15 protein-coding genes and 1 riboswitch are annotated in these 14,887 nt (G+C 66.2%); of the genes, 6 read left to right on the top strand and 9 right to left on the bottom strand.

Going from position 1 to position 14,887, the window contains the following annotated elements; genetic code table 11:
- The first annotated feature begins 213 nt into the window (after positions 1–213).
- Genes FBY36_RS01145 through FBY36_RS01135 form a run of 3 tightly spaced genes read left to right on the top strand, consistent with a single transcriptional unit; the run spans position 214 to position 4,940 of the window.
- Positions 214–675 (top strand): pyridoxamine 5'-phosphate oxidase family protein, encoded by a 462-nt coding sequence (locus tag FBY36_RS01145; RefSeq protein WP_142116956.1) that lies wholly within the window; start codon positions 214–216, stop codon positions 673–675.
- A 57-nt stretch (positions 676–732) separates the two neighbouring features.
- Entirely contained in the window at positions 733–3,918 is a 3,186-nt protein-coding gene (locus tag FBY36_RS01140; RefSeq protein ID WP_142116955.1) for an HAD-IA family hydrolase, read from the top strand.
- Positions 3,915–4,940, top strand: a complete 1,026-nt coding sequence (locus tag FBY36_RS01135) for an ATP-dependent 6-phosphofructokinase (RefSeq protein WP_142116954.1) — start codon at positions 3,915–3,917, stop codon at positions 4,938–4,940. Before FBY36_RS01140 ends, FBY36_RS01135 begins: the two co-directional genes overlap by 4 nt.
- 30 nt (positions 4,941–4,970) lie before the next feature.
- Here the strand turns inward: FBY36_RS01135 and FBY36_RS01130 are convergent, their stop codons facing one another.
- Together FBY36_RS01130 and FBY36_RS01125 are read right to left on the bottom strand one after the other, a co-directional pair.
- Entirely contained in the window at positions 4,971–5,981 is a 1,011-nt protein-coding gene (locus tag FBY36_RS01130; protein ID WP_142116953.1) for a zinc-dependent alcohol dehydrogenase family protein, read from the bottom strand.
- A 21-nt stretch (positions 5,982–6,002) separates the two neighbouring features.
- Complete coding sequence (locus tag FBY36_RS01125; protein WP_142116952.1) at positions 6,003–6,473, bottom strand: pyridoxamine 5'-phosphate oxidase family protein; 471 nt, start codon at positions 6,471–6,473, stop codon at positions 6,003–6,005.
- 148 nt (positions 6,474–6,621) lie between these two features.
- Between FBY36_RS01125 and FBY36_RS01120 the strand changes: the two genes are divergently transcribed.
- The gene (locus FBY36_RS01120; protein ID WP_235008662.1) at positions 6,622–7,527 is read left to right on the top strand and encodes a hypothetical protein; all 906 of its coding nucleotides are present in this window, start codon (positions 6,622–6,624) and stop codon (positions 7,525–7,527) included.
- Positions 7,524–8,579 carry a zinc-dependent alcohol dehydrogenase family protein gene (locus FBY36_RS01115; RefSeq protein WP_142116951.1) on the top strand — a complete coding sequence of 352 codons (1,056 nt, stop codon included), beginning with the start codon at positions 7,524–7,526 and terminating at the stop codon, positions 8,577–8,579. Before FBY36_RS01120 ends, FBY36_RS01115 begins: the two co-directional genes overlap by 4 nt.
- A 31-nt stretch (positions 8,580–8,610) precedes the next feature.
- On the opposite strand, the gene FBY36_RS01110 is transcribed toward FBY36_RS01115, so the two are convergent.
- Complete coding sequence (locus FBY36_RS01110) at positions 8,611–9,075, bottom strand: pyridoxamine 5'-phosphate oxidase family protein (RefSeq protein ID WP_142116950.1); 465 nt, start codon at positions 9,073–9,075, stop codon at positions 8,611–8,613.
- Between the two features lie 163 nt (positions 9,076–9,238).
- On the opposite strand from FBY36_RS01110, the gene FBY36_RS01105 reads away from it, so the two are divergent.
- Positions 9,239–10,222, top strand: a complete 984-nt coding sequence (locus FBY36_RS01105) for a S1C family serine protease (RefSeq protein ID WP_142116949.1) — start codon at positions 9,239–9,241, stop codon at positions 10,220–10,222.
- 95 nt (positions 10,223–10,317) lie between these two features.
- Here FBY36_RS01105 and FBY36_RS01100 read toward each other — a convergent pair whose 3' ends face one another.
- From FBY36_RS01100 to FBY36_RS01075, 6 genes are all read right to left on the bottom strand, one after another.
- Positions 10,318–10,695, bottom strand: a complete 378-nt coding sequence (locus FBY36_RS01100; protein ID WP_142116948.1) for a hypothetical protein — start codon at positions 10,693–10,695, stop codon at positions 10,318–10,320.
- 62 nt (positions 10,696–10,757) lie between these two features.
- Positions 10,758–11,156, bottom strand: coding sequence for a fluoride efflux transporter FluC (locus FBY36_RS01095; protein ID WP_142116947.1), 399 nt, complete (start codon positions 11,154–11,156; stop codon positions 10,758–10,760).
- Positions 11,153–11,554 (bottom strand): fluoride efflux transporter FluC, encoded by a 402-nt coding sequence (locus tag FBY36_RS01090; RefSeq protein WP_142122425.1) that lies wholly within the window; start codon positions 11,552–11,554, stop codon positions 11,153–11,155. The genes FBY36_RS01095 and FBY36_RS01090 overlap by 4 nt, the downstream gene beginning before the upstream one ends.
- A 7-nt stretch (positions 11,555–11,561) precedes the next feature.
- The gene (locus FBY36_RS01085) at positions 11,562–12,275 is read right to left on the bottom strand and encodes a metal-dependent transcriptional regulator (protein WP_142116946.1); all 714 of its coding nucleotides are present in this window, start codon (positions 12,273–12,275) and stop codon (positions 11,562–11,564) included.
- Positions 12,276–12,320: 45 nt separating this feature from the next.
- A complete protein-coding gene (locus FBY36_RS01080; RefSeq protein ID WP_142116945.1) occupies positions 12,321–13,079 on the bottom strand; it encodes a class I SAM-dependent methyltransferase in 759 nt (252 codons plus the stop codon).
- 101 nt (positions 13,080–13,180) lie between these two features.
- Positions 13,181–14,599, bottom strand: a complete 1,419-nt coding sequence (locus tag FBY36_RS01075) for an aminotransferase class V-fold PLP-dependent enzyme (protein WP_142116944.1) — start codon at positions 14,597–14,599, stop codon at positions 13,181–13,183.
- Positions 14,600–14,637: 38 nt separating this feature from the next.
- Positions 14,638–14,751: riboswitch (SAM riboswitch) on the bottom strand.
- Positions 14,752–14,887: the final 136 nt, after the last annotated feature.

Raw genomic sequence — 14,887 nt, 5'->3', positions numbered from 1 at the left:
GCGGTGACTCGAGGCATCCTTCACGGATGACCCGATTCATCGAAAACACCCCGGTCTTCGGACCGGGGTGTTTTTCTTTGTCCTGCAACAGGTGTCCTGCGGCACCCCCTGTCCTGCCGCAGGTGGGGCCCCCGCCCAAGCGGCCCGCCCCGGAATACCCGGCGGGCCCAAATGCTCTAGCGGGGGAGCGGGCATGCCATTACCTTCGACAGCATGCACAACGACCCGCAAACGCCCACGGAAGTCCTGGATCCCGGCACGTGCTGGGACCTCCTGCGCAGTGTGTCCGTTGGCCACCTGGCAGTACTGGTGAACGGGTACCCGGAGGTCTTTCCCGTGAACTACAAGGTTGACCAGCAGTCCCTGGTCTTCCGCACAGGCGAAGGAACCAAACTGCGGGCAGCCGGGGGACCGCTGGCCGTCGCCCTCGAAGCCGACGGCCACGATGACGCCAAAGCATGGAGCGTCCTGGTCAAGGGCAAGGCCGTCATCCTGGAGCCCTCGGAGGAACTGCTGACCGGGGCCGCGCTGACGCTCTTTCCCTGGCAAGCCGGTGAAAAGGACCACTACGTCCGGATCGAGCCCACCTCAATAACCGGCAGGCGCTTCACCATCACCTCGCCCCTGACATGGTGGAACCACGTGGGGCGGGCATCCCGTCCGGACAAAGCGTAGCCGCCGCCGGGCCCTACGGCCCTGTCCGGAACGGGCGCTTGCTGGTACCACTGACCTATGATCGGGTCTCCCACCGCCGCTGCTGCCAGGCCACCCTTTGATGCCGTCATTTTCGACCTGGACGGGGTGGTCACCAACACGGCGCTGGTCCATCAAGCTGCCTGGAAGGATGCGTTCCAGCGGATCCTGCACGACCCCAGGGTCCCGGCAGGCGCCAACCGTGCCCCGCTCAGCAGGGCGGACTACCTCACCTTCATTGACGGTATGCCTCGCGAGGAGGGGTTGGTGCGGTTCCTGGCCGCCAGGGGAGTGCAGGTTGAAAAGGGACAGGAGACGGATGAGGCGGGCGCCTGGACCGGGTTCGGCCTGGGCGCATGGAAGAACGAGCTGTTCCTGCAGCACGTGCGGGCCGACGGCGTCCAGAGTTACCCCGGCACCCTTGAATTGCTGCGGAGGCTCAAAGAGGCGGCAGTGCCTGCGGCGGTGGTCACTTCGAGCCGCAACGCCGGGGTGGTCCTGGAAGCGGCGGGCATCCAGGATCTCTTTCGGGCAGTGATGGACGGAACGACGGCGGCACGGCTGGGCCTGCGCGGAAAGCCGGCGCCGGACATCTTTCTTGAGGCCGCATCGCGGCTGGGCGTGGCCCCGCCGCACGCCGTGGTGGTCGAGGACTCCACGGCCGGGGTTGAGGCAGCCCGGCAAGGAGGCTTCGGCCTCGTGGTCGGAATCGACAGGACTCGCAACCGCCGGCAACTGGAGGCGGCCGGCGCCGACACTGTCCTCAACGATGTGGGGGAGCTGGACCTGGGACAGGTCATCGGCAACGCCTGGCACCTGGTCTATGAAGGCTTCGACGTCGCACACGAGGGCCACCGGGAGGCGCTCACCACCCTGGGCAACGGCTATCTGGGCGTTCGGGGGGCGGCGCCCGAAGGCGGCAACTTCAGCTACGCGGGAATGTACCTCGCGGGCGTCTACAACCGTGTCCAGGTGACGGCGGCCGGCGAGACGCTGCTGGAAGAGCACATGGTCAACGCACCCGACTGCCTCCCGCTCGATCTGCGCCTGGCCGGCCAGCAGTGGTGGTCGGAAGGCGGAATGAGCCCCATCCGTGAGCGCAGGGTCCTGGACCTCAAGCGGGCAGTGCTCGAGCGGCGGCTGCTGCTGGAGAGTGCCGACCACCGCCGCCTGGAAGTGGTGCAGACCCGCTTTGTTTCCATGGCCGAACCCCATCTGCTGGTCCTGGCGACGGTGATCACCGCCCTGGGCTGGAGCGGCGAGGTGGAAGTCCGCAGCGGGGTTAACGCCGGCGTCCGCAACGCAAACCTGCCCGAACCCGCCCAAGGCTCCGACCTCCACCTGGCTGACAGGACAGCCTCCCGCCGCTCCAGCCCAGGGCGCCTCCAGGACGCTGCTTCCGTCGTCGAAGTGGAAACCACCCAGAGCCTCATCCGGATCGCCGCAGCCTTTCGAACTTACGTCGCTGGGAAGGCAGCGGCAGTGAAGGACGGCAGGAAAGGAGCTTTCCATTTCCAAACTCTTCTGCTGCCGCTTGCTGCCGGCACCGCAGTGCGGATCACCAAGACGGTGGCGGTAGTGACGTCCCGTGACCGCGCCATCTCCTCTCCGGAGACGGGAGCCCGTGCTGTCCTGGAGCGTACGGGTGGTGACTTTGACTCTCTGCTGGCGGCGCACGAGGAGGCCTGGCGCCGCGAGCTGCGTCCGTTCATGGTGGAAATTGATGCCCCGGTCCAGGTGCGCCTGGTCCTGAACCTGCATATCTTCCATCTGCTTCAGACGTTGACACAGCACACAGCCGAGCTGGATGCCGGCGTGACCGCGCGCGGGCTCCACGGCGAGGGGTACCGTGGCCACGTCTTTTGGGATGAGCTGTTTGTCCTGCCGGTACTGACCTCAAGGACGCCTGAGGTTGCCAGGTCCGTGATCGATTACAGGTGGCGGCGGCTTCCCGCCGCCCGGCATGCAGCGGCACGTGAAGGCCTGGCAGGGGCGAAGTTTCCTTGGCAAAGCGCCAGCGACGGAACCGAGGAAACGCCAAAATGGTTGTACAACGACAGGTCCGGCAGGTGGGTCAAGGACCACTCACACCTGCAGGTGCACTCGGGACTGGCCGTCGCCTTCAATGCCTGGCAGTATTTCCAGGCCACAGGGAACAAGATCTGGCTCCTCCAGAAGGGGGCTGAACTGGTGATCGAGGTTGCCCGGTTCTTCCGTTCACTGGCGGACTACGACGAGCAGGGCGGCCGGTACCACCTGCGGGGCGTGGTGGGACCGGACGAGTACCACACCGGCTACCCCGGCAGCGACTCACCTGGCCTGGACGACAACGCCTACACCAATGTCATGGCTGCCTGGGTCTGCTCCCAGGCAGGGGAGATCATGGACTTACTGCACGGCAGCGAGCGTGCCGTGCTGATGGAGCGGCTTAACATCACGGAAGAGGAAGCCTCGGGGTGGTCGCACATGGGAACGGCGATGTACGTCCCATTTCACGAGGACGGCGTCATCAGCCAGTTCGAGGGCTACGGGACGTTGAAGGAACTTGACTGGGAGCATTACCGGGACGCGTACGGCGATATTGAGCGGCTGGACCTCATCCTCGAAGCCGAAAATGACACAACCAACTGCTACAAGCTGGCAAAGCAGGCAGATGTCCTGATGCTCCCATACCTGCTGGGGCATGAAGGGCTGGCCACCATCCTTCAGCGGTTGCAGTATGCATTCACGCAGGAACAACTCAACACCACCATCGAGTACTACCTGGCCAGGACCGCGCACGGGTCCACCCTGAGCAGGGTTGCCCACGCATCCGTCCTTGCAGGCCTGGATGCGGACCGGGCGTGGGACAGTTTCCGTGAAGCGCTCGACGCCGATCTTGACGATACCCAGCATGGCACCACACGCGCCGGTATCCATTTGGGTGCAATGGCAGGAAGCATCGACGTGGTTCAGCGCAGCTTTGCGGGGCTGCGGTTCAGCGGCGACACCATCCTGTTCACCCCTAATCTCCCGACGGGGCTGCGCGCCGTCGCTTTTGAGGTCCTGTACCGGGGGCACCGCCTCCGCGTGCACCTCAAGGGCGGGGACATGAGCATCGCCTCTGCCCCCGGCGACGCCGGACCGATAAAGGTGCAGGTGCGGGGTATCGATGAGGAACTTCCTCCCGGCCAGACGCGGCATTTTACGTTGCCTGCCAGGGCCTCGGAGGTGGTGGTGCCGTGAAGCGGCTGGGGATCCTTACCAGTGGTGGTGACTGCCCGGGGGTGAACGCCGTAATCCGGGGAGCGGTACTGGGCGGGGACATTGCGCATGGCTACGAATTCCTGGGGTTCAAGGACGGGTGGCGGGGCGTCCTGGAGCAGGATGTTTTTCCGCTGCCCCGGACGAGCGTCCGCGGGATTTCGCGCCTGGGCGGTACCATTCTGGGCACGTCGCGGACCAATCCGCTGGTGGGTGGCGGCATCGAGGGCGTCCGTGCCTGCCTGCGGAACAACGAACTCGAGGGCCTGATTGCCATTGGAGGAGAAGGCACGCTGGCGGCGGCCCGGGAGCTGTGCGCCCAGGGCATCAACGTGGTGGGGGTGCCCAAGACCATCGATAACGACCTCGGCGCCACGGACTACACATTCGGCTTCGATTCTGCGGTCCAGACTGCCACCGAGGCCATTGACCGGCTGAGGACTACCGGTGAATCGCACCACCGCTGCATGGTGGCCGAAGTCATGGGCCGCAACGCGGGCTGGATCGCACTGCATTCCGGGATGGCTTCAGGCGCGCACGCCATCCTGATACCTGAACATCCAGTGTCCCTGGACCAGGTCTGTTCCTGGGTGCTGTCAGCGCGTGACCGCGGCAGGGCACCCCTTGTGGTGGTGGCCGAGGCCTTTGCCCCCGAGGGGCACGCGGCACCGTACGCGCCCCGCGGCCTGGACACTTTCGGGCGGCCGCGCCTCGGCGGCATCGGGTTGCTCCTGGAAGGAGAACTGCAGATACGGACCGGCATCGAGACGCGGGCCACCGTCCTGGGCCACATCCAGCGTGGCGGTGAACCCACAGCCTTCGACCGCGTCCTTGCCACCAGGCTTGGCCTCGCCGCCGTCGAATCCGCCGCGGCCGGCAGGTGGGGCACCATGGTGTCCCTGCGGGGCACGGACATCGTCAACGTCGGACTGGACGAAGCGCTGGGAGAACTGAAGGTGGTCCCGGAAGCCCGGTACCAGGAGGCCGCCGTCCTGTTCGGTTAAAGCAGGGGAGGTGCGGTGGCGGCGAGGCGACTAGCGTTCCGGCCGGACCCGCAGGACCGCCGAACCAGTGATCCTGTCGGCCGCCAGGTCATCCAGTGCCTGGTCCGCAGCCTCGAACGGGTACGCCGTAGTGGTAAGGGCCAGGGAAAGCCTGGCCGCGAGGGCCAGGAACTCACGTCCATCGGCCCGGGTATTGGCGGTGACGCTCCGCAGCTGCCGTTCGAAAAAGAGCTCCCTGCCATAATTAAGCGCCGGGATGTCAGTCAGATGGATTCCGGCGATGGCCAGGGTCCCGCCACGGTCCAGGGCACGAAGCGCGGCCGGGACAAGGTCCCCCACCGGTGCAAAAAGGATGGCGGAATCGAGCGGTACCGGCGGCTGGTCATATGCCTCCCCAACATAGTCCGCCCCCAGCTCCAGCGCGAGCCGCCGCGCATTTTCAGACCGGGTCATGACAAATACGGAGGCACCCTGTTTGAGCGCCAGCTGGGCAGTGATGTGGGCTGAGCTCCCAAAGCCGTAAATACCCAGGCGGCCACCCACGGGGAGGGCGGCGCGCTTCAGGGCCCGATAACCGATGATGCCCGAACACAGGAGTGGCGCAGCCTGTTCGTCCGGGAATCCAGGAGGCAGCGGGTAGGCAAAGTCCTCCGAAACTGTCAGATACTCGGCATAGCCGCCATCCCGGTCCCAACCCGTGAAGAGGGGCGACAGGCAAAGATTTTCGTCACCGCGCCGGCAGTAATCGCATCTGCCGCAGACGCCGCCAAGCCAAGCCACGCCCACCCTGTCACCCGTCCTGAAACGGGAGCAGGCGGCCCCTGTTTCAACAACGGTGCCGACTGCCTCATGCCCGGGCACCGTGTGCGGGCGGTGCGGAGCCAGGTCTCCTTCTGCGAGGTGGAGGTCGGTACGGCAAATGCCGCAAACAGTCACTTCAACCAGCAGTTCGTGGGCGGCAGGCGTGGGAGTGTCACGAAGTCCCTGAACCAGTGGGCGGGTGGAGATGGGGCCCGGCCCGTTTACCCACCAGGCGCGCACAGTGCCTGCCGTCCGGATGGCTTACTCGAAACCGGCGCGGGTTGCGTCATCCAGCGGGGTCTGCCACAGCAGTGGCGCGTCCACGGTGAAGCGCCTGCCCGTTATCGACTCCGGAGTGATGCGGATTAAATGTTCCTGCCCCACGCCCTGCCACGGAAACAGTGCCCGCCGGACGTCATCCAGGTCAGGGCCGGTAGGCGTCGCCTCAGCTGCAGTTCCTTTGACCACCACGCTCCAGGCGAGGCCAAACTGGGAACTCACCGCATCCGCTTCCAGGGCCACGGTGGCCTCCGACTGCAGGGCCTGGTGCTTGGTGCCCCCGCCGGTGCGGAATACCAGCGTGCGGCCGTCCACCTTGTAATTAACGGGAAAGACATCCGGATGCCCATCGGCGATGACTGCAAGGCGCCCCACCCCTGTTTGGGAAAGGAGGTTCCAGCACTCGTCCGCATCAAGGATTTCCGGTACAGGCACGTTCGTTTTCTCAGTCATAGGGCACAGCGTAGGCAACTCTCCTGCCTCCCGTAAGGGCATAAAGGCCCGGCCTCCAAGGAAGGACCTATGGCCCTTGGGGCCCGCACGGACCAATGGGAGTCTGGGGAACGCCCGGGAATTCCAGATCTTCCTGCGAAAGGTGGCCATGCTGACGCATTTGTTCCTCAGCCGCTTGCTGTGGGCTGTTGCCGGTCTGCTGGCGCTGGCCGCCGCGGGGACCGGAATATGGCGGCCGGAGATTTACGATCGGGTGGTCTCGAGTGAACTGGTCCCCGGTGCTTACTCCCAGGACCTGCTTTCCGTGGCGGCCGGGACCGGATTGCTGTACCTGGCATGGGCAGCCAGGCCGGACAGGCCCAAACACCAGATCGTGGCCCTGGGACTGCTTGGCTATTTGTTCTATGCCTACGGAATCTATGTCATTGAGCGCACCTACAACGGCCTGTACCTGGTCTACATGGCTGTCTTCACCCTGTCGTTCTGGGCCATGGTCACTGCCGGGGCCACTATGGGCCGTGACGCGCCGTCCGCCTCCCTTCCCCGTGGGCTGGGAATTGTGTCGGCCGCCGGCGCCATCCTCCAGCCGCTGATCTTCTATCCCCTCTGGATCGGGATGCTCCTGCCTCTGATGCGGAGCGGTGAGCAGATCGATTCCCTCTACTCGATCTTCATCCTGGACCTGTGCTTCATCATGCCCGGATTCCTGGTCCTGTCCCTCCTGACCTACCGGAACCACCGTGCGGGGCTGCTGCTCCTGCCGGCCCTGTATGTCCTCGGCTTCACCCTCATCTTCTCGCTGGCGGTGGGTGAACTGGTTAAGCCCCTGTTCAGCGCTGAGCCCAGCATGTCCGCCCTGCTGCCGGCACTTGGGCTCTCGGGGCTGTTCCTGGTGCTCGGAATCCTGCATCTGGCCAAACTGCAGGTGACACAGACCCCCGCAGCGGGTCCCGGCGGTCCTCAGCCCTTCCGCCAACAGTCCACCCGGCAAGAATTCCCGCAAAGCCGGCAACCGACGCCAAGCCCTCCGCAGAGTAAGGAAAAAACACCATGAAAGCTCTCGTCTACGGCGGACCCGGTGACAAGTCATGGACGGATGTTCCGGACCCCCGGATCCAGCAACCCGGCGACGTCATCGTCAAAGTCGACACCACCACGATCTGCGGCACAGACCTGCATATCCTCAAAGGCGACGTTCCCGCCGTCGAAAAGGGCCGGATCCTGGGCCACGAAGGAGTAGGTACGGTCGTGGAAACGGGTCCTTCAGTGACCGGACTGAAGGTAAACGACCGCGTCATCATCTCGTGCATCAAGTCCTGTGGCCACTGTGCAAACTGCAAGGCCGGCCTCTATTCGCACTGCCTGGGAAGTGAGGGGCAGGAAGGCACCGGGTGGATCTTCGGACACCTGATCGACGGGACCCAGGCCGAATACGTCCGGGTTCCCTACGCGGAGAACTCGCTGCACCTGCTGCCCGCCGGGGTCAGCGACGAACAAGCCGTCATGCTCTCCGATATCCTTCCCACCGGATTCGAGATCGGCGTCCAGTACGGCAGGGTTAAGCCCGGCGACACAGTTGCCGTGGTGGGCGCCGGTCCGGTGGGCCTGGCAGCCATCACCACGGCAGGACTGTACGGCGCGGCCACGATCGTGGCCATCGACCTTGATGCGAACCGCCTGGAAAAGGCAAGGGAGTTCGGCGCCACGGACACGGTCCTTTCCGGCAGCAGCGACTGGCGGGAACAGGTCCTGGCCCTGACAGGCGGACAGGGTGTCGATGTGGCCATCGAGGCTGTCGGCGTCCCGGGAACATTTGCCATGTGCACCGACATTGTGCGGCCCGGCGGATCCGTAGCGAACGTTGGAGTGCACGGAAAGCCGGTGGAGCTGCACCTGGAAAACCTCTGGATCCAAAACATCAACATCAGCATGGGCCTGGTGAACACCAACACCACCCCCATGCTGCTCAAGCTGGTGGCCCAGGGAAAGATCCGGGCGGAAAAATTCGCCACCCACCATTTTGGGTTCGACCAGTTCCTTGATGCCTACGACACGTTCTCCCGGGCCGCCGAAACCAAGGCACTCAAGGTGATCCTCAAGGCCTGACGAGGCAGGCCCTGATCAGGTTCGGCCGCCGCTACAGCCAGTCGGCGGAGAAATCGACGGGCGGCCACCAGCGGGAGCGCGGCCTGACCGGGAACCGGCGGCCTGTGACATCAGTGGGGGTAATGGCCACCAGGTGGTTCTTGATCCCCGGCTCCCACGGTTCCCGGTCGGCGTCGCCGGCCGGAAGCTGCATGGTGGTTTCATCAAACGGCTGCGGCCTGCCCTTGGCGACGACGCTCCAGACCTCCGTGGAATAGGGGTTGAGGCCGTCCACCTCCAGGGCGGCAATTCCTCCGCCAAGCAGGGCGCGAAGCTTGGTCCCGGGTGCGGTGCGGAACACCAGGGTTTCTCCGGCAATGGAAAAGTTCACGGGGAAAATCTCGGGAATGTCACCGTTGATGACCGCCAGCCGGCCGATATAGGAGGACCGAAGATACCGCCAGCATTCCTCGGCGTTCAGTATTTCTGTTTGAGACCCTGCGGGGGAGTCAGTCATGCTCCGATCCTAAAGCCTGGGACTGGTGCTGCCCACCGCAATGCGGGCGTTCACCCAAGGCGTAGCTGTACCGGGAGTGGACCGGGCCCATCCATTGTTGTGTCCCATAAGGCCCCTACAGGGCAGGCCATTGCCGGAAGCGGCACCAAGCCGGAGGTGCGTCATGGACCAGGCGCAGGAACCCATACCCACCGGGGACGAGGACGTCCTGGACTCGTACTCGCAGACAGTCATGCGCGTGGCCGCGGCCGTTACGCCGCACGTGGCAGCGATCGAAATGACCGCAAACCGCCGCAACGGCAGGGGCAGGGTGGGCGCGGGCTCGGCGGTGCTCTTTACGCAGGACGGGTACCTGCTCACCAATTCACACGTCGTGGCCGGCACCCGGCACGGTTTTGCCGCGTTCGGAGATGGCAGCCGGATGGACCTGGAGCTGGTGGGAGCCGACCCCCTGTCCGATCTCGCCGTGGTCCACGGTTCGCGGCCCAAGGTGCCGCCCGCTGAATTCGGCGCGGCAGAGACGCTGCGCGTGGGTCAGCTTGTGGTCGCCGTTGGAAATCCGCTGGGCCTGGCGGGGTCAGTCACCGCGGGCGTGGTCAGCGGCCTGGGCCGGGCCATCCCGGTCTGGTCGGGCGGCAACCGGCGGGTCATTGAGGATGTCATCCAGACAGACGCTGCCCTGAACCCCGGAAACTCCGGTGGAGCGCTGGCCGATACCCACGCCAGGATTGTCGGCATCAACACCGCAGTGGCCGGCGCCGGCCTGGGCCTGGCCATCCCGATCAACGCCACCACCCGCAGGATCATCTCGGCACTGTTGTCGGACGGAAGGGTGCGCCGCGCCTACCTGGGCCTTGTGAGCACCCCGATCCAGCTCAACCCAAGCGCCGTGATCCGCAGCGGGCGGCGGGAAGGGCTCCGCATCGTCGAAGTGCTGCCGGGCTCGCCGGCCGACAAGGCGGGCCTGTCCGCAGGCGACATCATCGTCACCGCTGGAGGCCGCCCGGTCAGCAACGCCGAAAGCCTGCAGCGGCTCCTGTTTTCCGATGCCATCGGCGAACCACTCGATGTGGCCGTGCTGCGCGACGGTACAGAGCTGCACCTCACCGCTGTCCCGGAGGAAATGACGGGCAACGGCCCGGCCTGATGGCCGACGGCGCCCGGCCATAAGCACGCACGTCACCCGGGCGCGTTACTGGGGCAGTCATCGATCACGTCATCGGGGCGCGTCACCGGGGGGAGCTATCGGCTGACTGGAGGCGCTTCCACGTCCGCGATGCCCACGAAACGCGTCCCCACGCCGTCGTACTCGCCGCGGACACAGCCGGGGCGGACGGCGGGAACATCGGACGGCGGATGGTGGCTGCACACCACGTAGGTGAAGTCCGGCCACCACTTCTTGGGCCTGGCCGCCTCCTCGTAACCGCAGACTGCGCATTCCAGGTGCACCCACACCGGCCGCTTGCCCGTCCGATTGGCGCGCGACTGCACAAGCCAGGGCGGAGGATTGTCCAGGATGCCGCGGAGTTCGGCCTCCGTCATCCATTTCGGCAGGCCGTGGCGCTGCGCCATTTCAAGGGGAACGTCAAGGGTTATTGCGGCGTCGCGTCTGCTGATCATCACCTTCCACCATACGGGAGGCCGCCAAATCGCCGGCGGAACGGCACCGGAAACAGCGGTACCTATGCGGCCAACGCAATCCCCGCGGCGGCGGCGGCAAGCCCGAGGCCCAGGTTGACTGCCACGTTGAGGGCCGCGGCACCGAACCGGGCTTCGCTGAGCAGGCGGATGGTGGCCGTGGTCCATGAACTGAAGGTGGTGAGTCCGCCGGCCAGTCCCGTGGCCAGGCCCACCTGCCATTCCGCGCCCAGTCCCAGCCTGCCGGTCACCCCTTGTGCCAGGCCAATGATGAAGCACCCCATGACGTTGACCACCAGCGTGGCCCAGGGCCAGTGCAGTGCCGCGTGGCCATCCCTGCGGACGCTGCGGATGCTGCTGTGGTGCGCGAACCAGCTGTCGATTGCGAACCGCAGGAGTGCGCCAGCCACGCCAAAGACTCCCACCAGGGCTGCCGTGATCATTGCAGTCCGAGGTTCCGGGCTATCAGCCTTCCGGAACGCCAACCCAGGCCGGCGGCCGCCAGACCGAGCCCCAGTGACAATCCCAGATACAGGATCCATACCGGGTGTGCACCTGCGCGGGCCAACTGGTCCGAGGCGAAAACCACCGCTGAAAACGTGGTGAAGGAGCCCAGCAGGCCCGGCCCTATCCCGGCCCGCAGCCAGAACGCCGTATGCGGGCGTGCCATCCAGATGGTGGTCAGCGCCGCGAGGGCGAAACTGCCGCTGATGTTGATGGCCAGCGTGGCCCACGGGACCGAGCCGGGCACGTCCGGAAACGCCAGCCCCAGCCCGTAGCGCAGCTCACTGCCGGCCAGCCCGCCGACGGCCACAGCCAGCCAGGCGCGCCCGGTGGGCATCGCCACGTCAGGGACCGTCCAGGGTGCAGCCGGCGTGCGGGGCGTCGCTGGAGACCCACAGCGCGGAGGCGATCTCGTCAGCGAGGTCGAACTCGCGGACGCCGCCCGAAGCGCCGATCCGCACCACCAGGGCGCCGCCGAAGGGCCGGCGGCCCACCACCTCGACATCGGCGTCGAGGTCGATGTCCTGGCCGGCAAGGTAACGCAGCAGCTCCGGGTTGTCGTCGCTGATCCTGGTAATCCTGCCGGCATGGCCCTGGTCCAGTTCGGCGAGGAGGTGCGCGCGCGGCATCAGCACATTCCCGTCGGCGGTGGGGATGGGATCGCCGTGCGGGTCACGCTTTGGATTGCCGAGCTTTGCGGCCACCCGTTCGATGAACGTGTCCGACACTGCGTGTTCGAGTTGTTCTGCCTCATCATGGACTTCGTCCCAGCTGTATCCGAGCCGCTGGACAAGGTAGGTCTCGATCAACCGGTGGCGCCGGACCATGGCCAGGGCCAGCCGCAGGCCGTCCTCGGTGAGCGTGACGGCGCTGTAGGGTTTGTGGTCCACCAGGCCCTGGTCCTTGAGCTTGCGGACCATCTCGGACACCGAGGAATTGGCCACCCCCAGCCGCTGCGCAAGCTGGGTGGACGTGATGGGCTTGTCCTGCCATTCCGTGAACGAATAAATGACCTTGACGTAGTCCTCGATCGAGGAGGAGGGCGCGCTGGTCTTCACACGGTCAAGCCTACCGGCTCGGCGTGCGCCGCATGGGATGCGAGGTCATGCCTTGGCCGCCCGCCAGGCCAGAGCGAGGTAGGGGAGCTCGATTTCCTGGTCAGGGGTGTAGCCGAGGTGTTTGTGCAGGTACCAGTCCAGGTTGGCCAGGACCTTGGCGCGCGTTGCCTCGCCGGCCCGGAGGTAGTAGCTGCGGGACTTGGTCAGTTCCATGAGGTCCGTGGTGGTCATCGTGTCCTGCCAGTGGGTGACGTGCCCTTCGAGGCCCTGGAATTCGGGCCCGACGACGGGTTTGTGGCCCGGCCGGTAGACGTCGCCTGCGTGCATGATCCGGGAGAGCCGGTGCACCCAGGGAACAGAGGTGTCCAGCTGGTTCCAGACCAGGGCCAGGGTCCCGTGCGGCCGCAGGACGCGGGCCAGCTCGGTGCTTGCCGCGAGGGCGTCACACCAGTGCCACGCCTGGGCAACGGTGACGACGTCGAAGTGGGCGTCGGGCAGGCCTGTCGCCTCGGCAGTCCCCGGCACGGCCGTGGCGGCCCGGTAGTGTTCCGTGAGCTGGGCGAGCATGTCCGCGGAGGGGTCCACGGCCGTGACGTGAAGTCCCATGTCCAGCAGCAAAGCAGTGAACTTTCCGGTTCCGGCGCCTACGTCGAGGGCATCGTGGGCATCGGCGGGCACCAACCACCGGGCCACCACTTCCGGGTAGCCGGGCCGGACGCGCTGGTAGTGCCTGCCGCCGTCCTGGAAGCTCTGCCCCAGTTCCCTGCGCCGCCCGTGATCAAGCTTGGGGCCACCCCGAACCACGCGTGGCCTCCTTCACCTGGCATCCTGCGGTACCTTTCGAATTTACCGCATCCTCCCGGCCGCCGGATCGATCGCCTAGGCGGCAGGGGTTGGGTGGGGTGTCAGTCGTCGATGCAGGGCGCGGCGCCGGCGGTGCCCGGGGTGTTGGGTGCCCAGTGCGGGTAGGTGCGGGTGTCATTGGCGGGCACCCAGCGGCCGGCGTCCACCACGTAATCCCAGCCCAGACCGTTGCTCCGCAGGGCGCGGATGCCGGCGAGCAGGCGTTCGGCGTCCTCCAGGCGTGAACCGACACCGAAGCTGGCGCGGAGGGAACCGGACGGCAGGCCCAGGCGCTTGAGCAGGGGATGGGCGCAGAATCGGCCGTCCCGCAGTCCCACCCCATGCTCTGCCGAGAGGTAGGCCGCCACCAGTCCGGCGTCGTAGCCCTCAACGGAGAAGTTGACCACGCCGATGGTGTCCGTTTCGGGGTTGGTGTCCTTGAAGATCTGGTGGACGGTGACACCGTCGATCCCCAGCAGGCCCTCCACCAGGAAGGAACGGATGGCGGACTCGTGGGCATGCCAGCGTTCCTGGTCCAAGCCTGCAATCACCTGGGTGGCGCGGGCCAGTGTGGCGGCTCCCAGGACGTTGGGTGAGCCCCCCTCATGGCGCGCCGGCCCGGTGGCCCAGCTGACGCCGTCGAGCCTGGCTTCCTTGACCGCGCCGCCGCCCGCGAGGTGCGGGACGCCGGCGTCCAGCCAGTCCGGGCGTCCCACCAGGACGCCGGCGCCGAAGGGCGCGTACAGCTTGTGGCCGGAGAAGGCGAGGTAGTCGACATCGTCCGCGCTGATGTCCACGCGGCGGTGGGGAGCGAGCTGGGCGGCGTCCACCACGATCCGTGCGCCGTGGTCATGGGCCAGCGCGGCCAGGGCCCGGATGGGCAGGATTTCGCCGGTGACGTTGGAGGCGCCGGTGACCGCGAGCAGGCTGACGCCGCCCTGTGCAAGTTCGGCCCGAAGGGCCTCCAGGGTGCCGGTGATGGTGTCGGCGGCGATGATGCTGCGGTGCGGGACGCCCTGCCACGGCAGGAGGTTCGCGTGGTGTTCGATGTCCAGGTAGAGCACTTCGCCGTCGTGCCGGCCATTGGTTACCGGCAGGCAACCGGCCAGCAGGTTCAGCGAATCTGTGGTGTTGCGCGTGAAAATGACCGAATCGTCCGCCCGGCCGCCGACGAAATCCCTGACGATGCTGCGGGCGTTCTCATACACGGAGGTGCTGATCTGGGATGCGTATCCTGCCCCGCGGTGGACGCTCGCGTAGTAGGGGAGGATCTCGTTCAGGTAGGCCGACACCACGGACAACGCCGGGGCTGAGGCGCCGTAATCGAGGTTGGCGTACCGGACGTGTCCGCCTGAAATCAGGGGCGCCTGGATTTCGGCGCCGGTGACGGCAGCGAGCGGCCGGCCGGCTGCGGCGTGGCGTCCGTCGGGGACGTTGGCTTCGGCAATGACGGGCTGGGGGGAGACGGTGGCAGTTGTCACAGAGACCTCACTTGATGACAGGACTCCGCCATTGGGGGAATCCGCGCTTGCCGCATCCGCTCCGGACCGGCCTGGTCGTCACCCGGGGCACCCCACCGCGAATGGAGGGTTGCCGGCCAGCAAACCGGGGTTTTGCGCTGGCACTCGTGACCTGCCTAAAAGCGTAGGACATGGGGCGGCCAGGATTGAAGCCGCGGCAATTGTTAAGGCATTTGTTACGTGCAGCCGAAAAACGACGCCGGGCACCTCCCCAAGAAGGTGTCCGGCGTCGCATTATTCGCTTTTTTG

It is taken from the genome of Arthrobacter sp. SLBN-122 (genome assembly GCF_006715165.1).
Classification (GTDB): Bacteria; Actinomycetota; Actinomycetes; order Actinomycetales; family Micrococcaceae; genus Arthrobacter.
Note: the sequence above shows the minus strand (reverse complement) of the source record. Positions and strands in the feature narration are given on the sequence as shown.

Bases quoted from the DNA above. Each gene is read 5' to 3' on its own strand.
- FBY36_RS01095 (WP_142116947.1), bottom strand. From the start codon at position 11,156: ATGATCACGGCAGCCCTGGTGGGAGTCTTTGGCGTGGCTGGCGCACTC.
- FBY36_RS01105 (WP_142116949.1), top strand. From the start codon at position 9,239: ATGGACCAGGCGCAGGAACCCATACCCACCGGGGACGAGGACGTCCTG.
- FBY36_RS01125 (WP_142116952.1), bottom strand. From the start codon at position 6,473: ATGACTGAGAAAACGAACGTGCCTGTACCGGAAATCCTTGATGCGGAC.
- FBY36_RS01090 (WP_142122425.1), bottom strand. From the start codon at position 11,554: ATGCCCACCGGGCGCGCCTGGCTGGCTGTGGCCGTCGGCGGGCTGGCC.
- FBY36_RS01140 (WP_142116955.1), top strand. From the start codon at position 733: ATGATCGGGTCTCCCACCGCCGCTGCTGCCAGGCCACCCTTTGATGCC.
- FBY36_RS01145 (WP_142116956.1), top strand. From the start codon at position 214: ATGCACAACGACCCGCAAACGCCCACGGAAGTCCTGGATCCCGGCACG.
- FBY36_RS01110 (WP_142116950.1), bottom strand. From the start codon at position 9,075: ATGACTGACTCCCCCGCAGGGTCTCAAACAGAAATACTGAACGCCGAG.
- FBY36_RS01120 (WP_235008662.1), top strand. From the start codon at position 6,622: ATGCTGACGCATTTGTTCCTCAGCCGCTTGCTGTGGGCTGTTGCCGGT.
- FBY36_RS01100 (WP_142116948.1), bottom strand. From the start codon at position 10,695: ATGATCAGCAGACGCGACGCCGCAATAACCCTTGACGTTCCCCTTGAA.
- FBY36_RS01115 (WP_142116951.1), top strand. From the start codon at position 7,524: ATGAAAGCTCTCGTCTACGGCGGACCCGGTGACAAGTCATGGACGGAT.